5 protein-coding genes are annotated in these 6,147 nt (G+C 49.3%); all 5 read left to right on the top strand.

Annotation, left to right across the window (positions count from 1 at the left end):
- A partial coding sequence (locus SHEWPOL2_RS21220; protein WP_037431467.1) for a BadF/BadG/BcrA/BcrD ATPase family protein occupies positions 1 to 909 on the top strand: 909 nt, incomplete at its 5' end.
- Between the two features lie 58 nt (positions 910 to 967).
- On the top strand, positions 968 to 1,966 hold the full coding sequence (locus SHEWPOL2_RS21215) for an SIS domain-containing protein (RefSeq protein ID WP_011623683.1): 999 nt from the start codon (positions 968 to 970) through the stop codon (positions 1,964 to 1,966).
- A gap of 43 nt (positions 1,967 to 2,009) precedes the next feature.
- Positions 2,010 to 3,146 (top strand): N-acetylglucosamine-6-phosphate deacetylase, encoded by a 1,137-nt coding sequence (gene nagA / locus SHEWPOL2_RS21210; protein WP_037431465.1) that lies wholly within the window; start codon positions 2,010 to 2,012, stop codon positions 3,144 to 3,146.
- A gap of 138 nt (positions 3,147 to 3,284) precedes the next feature.
- Positions 3,285 to 4,472: a DUF5009 domain-containing protein gene (locus SHEWPOL2_RS21205; RefSeq protein ID WP_037431463.1), complete on the top strand. Its 1,188-nt coding sequence runs from the start codon at positions 3,285 to 3,287 to the stop codon at positions 4,470 to 4,472.
- A gap of 339 nt (positions 4,473 to 4,811) precedes the next feature.
- Positions 4,812 to 6,110 carry a sugar MFS transporter gene (locus SHEWPOL2_RS21200; protein ID WP_037431469.1) on the top strand — a complete coding sequence of 433 codons (1,299 nt, stop codon included), beginning with the start codon at positions 4,812 to 4,814 and terminating at the stop codon, positions 6,108 to 6,110.
- Positions 6,111 to 6,147: the final 37 nt, after the last annotated feature.

Raw genomic sequence — 6,147 nt, 5'->3', positions numbered from 1 at the left:
ATGGGGTTAGTCCAGACAAAAGATCAACAACTGTTTATCGGTGTTGATGGGGGCGGCAGTAAGTGCCGAGCCACTATCTATACTGCGGACGGTACCGTTTTAGGGACAGGTGTTGCTGGGCGCGCTAATCCGCTGCATGGTCTTGCACAAGCATTTGCATCGATTGAAGCATCGACTCGCCAAGCTCTGTTGGATGCGGGCATGAAGGAAACCGATAGCCATTTACTCGTTGCGGGCTTAGGGCTGGCGGGAGTCAATGTGCCGCGCCTGTATCAGGACGTGATCAGCTGGCAGCATCCGTTTGCAGCCATGTATGTCACTACGGATCTTCACACCGCTTGTATCGGTGCACACCGCGGCGCGGATGGTGCGGTGATCATTACGGGTACGGGGTCTTGCGGTTATGCCCATGTAGGTGATGACAGCTTAAGTATTGGTGGCCACGGTTTTGCGCTGGGTGATAAGGGCAGCGGTGCTTGGCTTGGCTTAAAAGCCGCCGAGCATGTGTTACTCGCCCTCGATGGCTTTGCCGCGCCGACTGCTTTAACCAAGATGCTGTTAAACCATTTTGGGGTAAGTGATGCCTTGGGCATCGTCGAGCATCTCGCCGGTAAGTCTTCGAGTTGCTATGCCGAATTAGCCAGAAGCGTACTCGATTGTGCAAACGCGGGTGATGAAGTCGCTCGCGGGATTGTGCAGGAAGGAGCCGATTACATCAGTGAAATGGCACGCAAGCTGTTTAGCCTCAATCCAGTGCGATTCTCGATGATCGGTGGTCTTGCCGAACCGCTACAGGCCTGGCTTGGCAGCGATGTGGTAGCAAAGATTTCTGAAACCTTAGCACCGCCAGAATTGGGTGCCATGTACTTCGCTCAGCAGCAATTTAACTCAATCAACATTAATGAATAAGCCGTTTTAGCGCATCAGTGCTAAAGCAATACCCGTATTGATTTGTAAGGTAAATAACATGACAAACACTATTATGGAGCAAGAAGCTCGCACTGCGCCGCAGAAGATTGCGGGTCAGTTAGCCGCTAACGCCGATTTAATGCAGCAGTTAGGTGAGAAACTGCGTGCTTTCGATCCCCGTTTTGTGATGATTGTGGGCCGTGGTTCATCGGACCATGCGGGTGTCTTTGCTAAATATCTTTTTGAAATCGAAGCGGGTGTCCCCACTTTTGCCGCCGCGCCATCTGTGGCCAGCGTTTACGGTAAAACCTTGAAGTTAGAAGGCGGATTAGTGATTGTGATTTCGCAATCTGGCCGCAGCCCTGATATTTTAGCCCAAGCGCGTATGGCGAAAAACGCCGGCGCGTTTTGTGTGGCGTTAGTAAACGATGAAACCGCGCCAATCAAGGATATCGTCGATGTCGTCGTGCCACTACGTGCAGGCGAAGAAAAAGCCGTTGCTGCAACCAAGAGTTATCTCGCGACGTTGTCAGCGATTTTGCAATTAGCCTCGGCGTGGACGCAGAGCGAATCCCTCGCCGCCGCAGTTAACTCCTTGCCTCAAGCACTGCAAACTGCGGTGGATGCGGAGCCACAATTGACTCCAGCATCGGTTGAAAACGTGAAAAACTTAGTCGTACTAGGCCGTGGTTTAGGTTATGCCGTGTCTAAGGAAATCGCACTTAAGTTAAAAGAAGTGTGCTCTATCCATGCCGAAGCCTTTAGTAGCGCTGAGTTCCTCCATGGTCCTGTGACCTTAGTGGAGAAAAAACTCACGATTGTGGATGTCTGCATTGGCGATGAGTCGTACGCTAGCCATATTGAACAGATTGAAAATGTGAGTCAACGTGGCGCAGATTTAGTGCATTTAAACCAAACATCGACGGATATTCACCCACGTGTTGCGCCGTTAGCCTTGCTACAACGTTTTTATATTGACGTGGCAGCAGTCGCGATTGCCCGTGGTATTGACCCTGACCAACCCGCTGGGCTGAAAAAAGTCACTCAAACGCTGTAATGGATGGCCGTTGTCGCCGCGTTAATTTGAAAAGAGGTTTGGGATGAAATTCACCTTAATTGCCGAGCAACTTTTTGATGGTGAAGCCTTCCATCGGGATGTGCCTGTCACCATTGAAGATGGCCTGATTGCAAGCTTAGACACCGCATCGGGTGCTAAGGAAATTCGCTACCCAGGCACCCTAGTGCCAGGTTTTATCGATGTGCAAGTTAACGGCGGCGGCGGCGCGTTATTCAATACTAGTCCGACGGTCGCTTGCATTGAAACCATAGGTAAGGCGCATGCTCGCTTTGGCACCACAGGCTTTTTACCCACGCTTATCACCGATGATGTGCAGGTGATGGCCAAGGCTGCCGATGCGGTTGCCAGTGCGGTCGCACAAAAGAGCGCGGGTGTATTAGGCGTACATTTTGAAGGCCCGCATCTTTCGGTTCCTAAAAAAGGCGTACATCCACAAGGTTTTATCCGCGAGATCACCGAGGCTGAACTGGCGATTTTTTGCCGTCAGGATTTAGGGATTCGAGTGGTGACCTTAGCACCTGAAAATGTCTCGCCCGAGGTGATCCGCCTGTTGGTCGAGTCGGGCGTTAAAGTGTGTTTAGGCCACTCCAATGCGGACTACGATACCGTTGTCGCAGCCTTAGCGGCGGGGGCGACAGGCTTTACTCACCTATACAATGCTATGTCACCCTTAGGTTCCCGTGAGCCTGGCGTGGTGGGGGCGGCGATTGAGAGCGAAACCGCTTGGTGTGGTTTGATTGTCGATGGCCACCATGTGCATCCAGCTGCTGCAAGAGTTGCCCTGCGCGCGAAACCCCGTGGCAAAGTGATGTTGGTGACCGATGCCATGCCGCCAGTAGGCATGGATGATGAAACCAGTTTTGAGCTGTTTGGTACTCAGGTACTGCGTGTTGGCGATAGATTAAATGCGGTGACGGGTGAACTGGCGGGCTGTGTGTTAGACATGGCGACCGCGGTTGAGAACTGTGTGAAGATGCTCGGTTTACCACTCGGTGAGGCCCTGAGAATGGCGTCTTTGTATCCTGCCGAGTTCCTTGGCATTGCCGAGAGCGTTGGTCGGTTAGTGGTAGGGCAGCGTGCCGATCTAGTGCTGCTAGATAATCAACACAAAGTGCTGGCCAACTACATTGCTGGAAATGCGGTTTATGTTCGCCCTTAGTGTGGGTTGAGTCAGTAAAGCGTTAACCTTGGCCCTTGTCGTATTTTGATGACAGGGGCTAAGTTTTTTTATTGTACAGTCTGTATTTTGCTCAAAAGTTATAAAATAAGTGAAATAACAATAATAAAGGATAATGGTATGAGTACGACTGCGCCGGGAACTATCACCAATACGGGCGTGAATGCTCAGGATGCTGCCACGAAAAATAGTCAGTCAAAACCGCGGTTGATGTCCCTCGATGCCTTGCGTGGCTTTGATATGTTTTGGATTTTAGGTGGCGAAGCCCTATTTGGCGCCTTGCTTATCTTGACGGGCTGGGCTGGCTGGCAATGGGGTGATATCCAAATGCACCATAGTGAGTGGAATGGGTTTCGCTTCTATGATTTGATTTTTCCGCTGTTTATTTTCCTCTCAGGTGTTGCCCTTGGATTATCGCCAAAACGCTTAGATAAACTGCCAATGCATGAGCGTATGCCTGTGTATCGCCACGGGATTAAACGTCTGTTTCTTTTGTTGTTGCTTGGCATTCTTTATAACCATGGTTGGGGGACGGGAGCGCCTGTCGATCCTGAAAAAGTCCGTTATGCCAGCGTCTTAGGTCGAATTGCCTTTGCGTGGTTTTTTGCTGCCTTGCTGGTCTGGCATACCAGTTTGAGGACCCAAGTGCTGGTGGCCTTGAGCATATTAGTGGCCTATGGCGCGGTACAACTCTGGTTGCCGTTTCCTGGTGGACAGGCTGGAGTGTTATCACCCACTGAGTCAATCAATGCTTATGTGGATAGCCTTTTATTGCCAGGTATGAGTTATCAAGGACGAACGCCCGATCCTGAAGGCGTGTTATCGACACTGCCCGCCGTAGTCAACGCCTTAGCGGGTGTGTTTGTCGGTCACTTTATTGTGAAATCCCATCCAAAAGGGGAGTGGGCTAAGGTTGGCTTATTGAGCGTTGCTGGAGGTGTTTTTTTGGCCCTAGGCTGGTTGCTGGATGGGGTTATTCCCGTCAATAAAGAGCTGTGGACAAGCTCATTTGTATTGGTCACTAGCGGTTGGAGCATGCTGCTGTTAGCGCTGTTTTATGCCCTAGTGGATGTGCTCAAATGGCAAAAGCTCACCTTTATTTTTGTGGTGATAGGCACTAACGCCATCATTATTTATCTGGCCTCTAGTCTGGTGGATTGGAAGTATATCGCCCAGAGTGTGTTCGGTGGCGTTATCGCGGCATTACCGGAAAATGCTCAGCCCTTAGCGGCCGTGATTGGTTTGCTCACCGTTCAATGGTTAGTGCTGTACTGGATGTATCGTCGCAATATTTTTGTGCGGATCTAGCGTTGGTATCTGATTTCTCCTCAAGCCACAGACTCACCTCTGTGGCTTTTTTATTTCTATTAAACAGAGGGCTCATAGCATTTATGGCCGTAAATCAGGTATTAACTGAGTGTTTGTGGCTCATTTTGGGGCAAATAGGGTCATTTTGCGGACTAAATCGCAAATGACAGCGTTGTCTTTTTGTGTTGTTTGTTTTAACATCACTGAAACAATGGTGCGTTTGGATGATAACATTAGCCATTGCAGATGAGTTGCGATACGGATGTGCGGAATACTCAGCGGTTTTTTGTCCCGCCATCACCTTAAAAATTAATTACTATAAGAAGCAGGTTTATGGAAATGACACTCGATAAAAGCCAGCAGAAAAGCAGTTTTCTCCCCATGGCGATAGTGGCAGCACTCTTTTTCATCCTCGGATTCGCAACTTGGTTGAATGGATCTTTGATGCCCTATTTAAAACAGATTTTGCAACTCAACCCCTTCCAAGCCTCATTAATCCTGTTTTCTTTCTATATCGCGGTGACCTTTACTGCACTGCCCTCGGCGTGGCTTATCCGTAAAGTGGGCTACAAAAATGGGATGGCCTTGGGCATGGGCGTGATGATGCTCGCGGGTTTACTGTTTATTCCAGCGGCGAAGACTCAAGTCTTCGCCCTATTTTTATTTGCCCAATTAGTTATGGGGGCGGGGCAGACGTTACTGCAAACCGCAGTAAATCCTTATGTTGTTCGTCTTGGGCCTGAAGAGTCTGCGGCGGCGCGTGTTAGCGTGATGGGTATTTTGAACAAAGGTGCGGGGGTGATTGCACCGTTAGTGTTCTCTGCGTTGATTTTAGATAGTTTTAAAGACCGTATCGGCACAACATTAACGCAAGTACAAATTGATGAAATGGCCAATAGTTTGGTTTTTCCTTACTTAGGCATGGCGGTGTTTATCGGTGTTTTAGCCTTGGCGGTGAAAAAATCCCCATTACCAGAATTATCTAATGAAGATGAAGTCGCTGAGCATACAGATAAAAGCCAGATTAAAGCGGCGTTGTCTCACCCTAACTTAGCATTTGGTGTGTTGGCATTGTTTGTGTACGTAGCGGTAGAGGTGATCGCTGGCGATACTATAGGTACCTTTGCGTTATCTTTAGGCGTTGAGCATTACGGGGTCATGACCTCATACACTATGGTTTGCATGGTGCTGGGTTATACGCTGGGGATTATCCTTATCCCTCGCATTATTTCTCAACCGACAGCGCTGATGATTTCCGCAATTTTAGGCATATTACTCACCTTAGGCATTCTGTTTGGGGATAACAATTCCTACGCTATTGCTAACACTTTGTTGGTGCCTTTTGGGGGCGTAGCTTTACCTGATACCTTGCTATTGATTGCTTTATTAGGATTAGCCAATGCGATTGTGTGGCCTGCCGTATGGCCTCTTGCTTTGTCGGGCATGGGCAAATTGACGAGCACGGGTTCTGCGCTCCTTATCATGGGGATTGCCGGCGGTGCCTTTGGTCCAGTGTCTTGGGGGTTAATGAGTTCGGCAACGGATATGGGGCAGCAGGGCGGGTATATGGTGATGTTACCTTGCTATCTGTTTATTCTCTTCTATGCAGTGAAAGGCCATAAGATGCGTCACTGGTAATCGGTTATCACGCGATGTAAAAAAGCCCTCAACAGAG

Origin of the sequence: Shewanella sp. POL2 (assembly GCF_000282755.1) — a bacterium.
Lineage (GTDB): Bacteria > Pseudomonadota > Gammaproteobacteria > Enterobacterales > Shewanellaceae > Shewanella > Shewanella xiamenensis.
Note: the sequence above shows the minus strand (reverse complement) of the source record. Positions and strands in the feature narration are given on the sequence as shown.

Bases quoted from the DNA above. Each gene is read 5' to 3' on its own strand.
- SHEWPOL2_RS21200 (WP_037431469.1), top strand. From the start codon at position 4,812: ATGACACTCGATAAAAGCCAGCAGAAAAGCAGTTTTCTCCCCATGGCG.
- SHEWPOL2_RS21215 (WP_011623683.1), top strand. From the start codon at position 968: ATGACAAACACTATTATGGAGCAAGAAGCTCGCACTGCGCCGCAGAAG.
- nagA (WP_037431465.1), top strand. From the start codon at position 2,010: ATGAAATTCACCTTAATTGCCGAGCAACTTTTTGATGGTGAAGCCTTC.
- SHEWPOL2_RS21205 (WP_037431463.1), top strand. From the start codon at position 3,285: ATGAGTACGACTGCGCCGGGAACTATCACCAATACGGGCGTGAATGCT.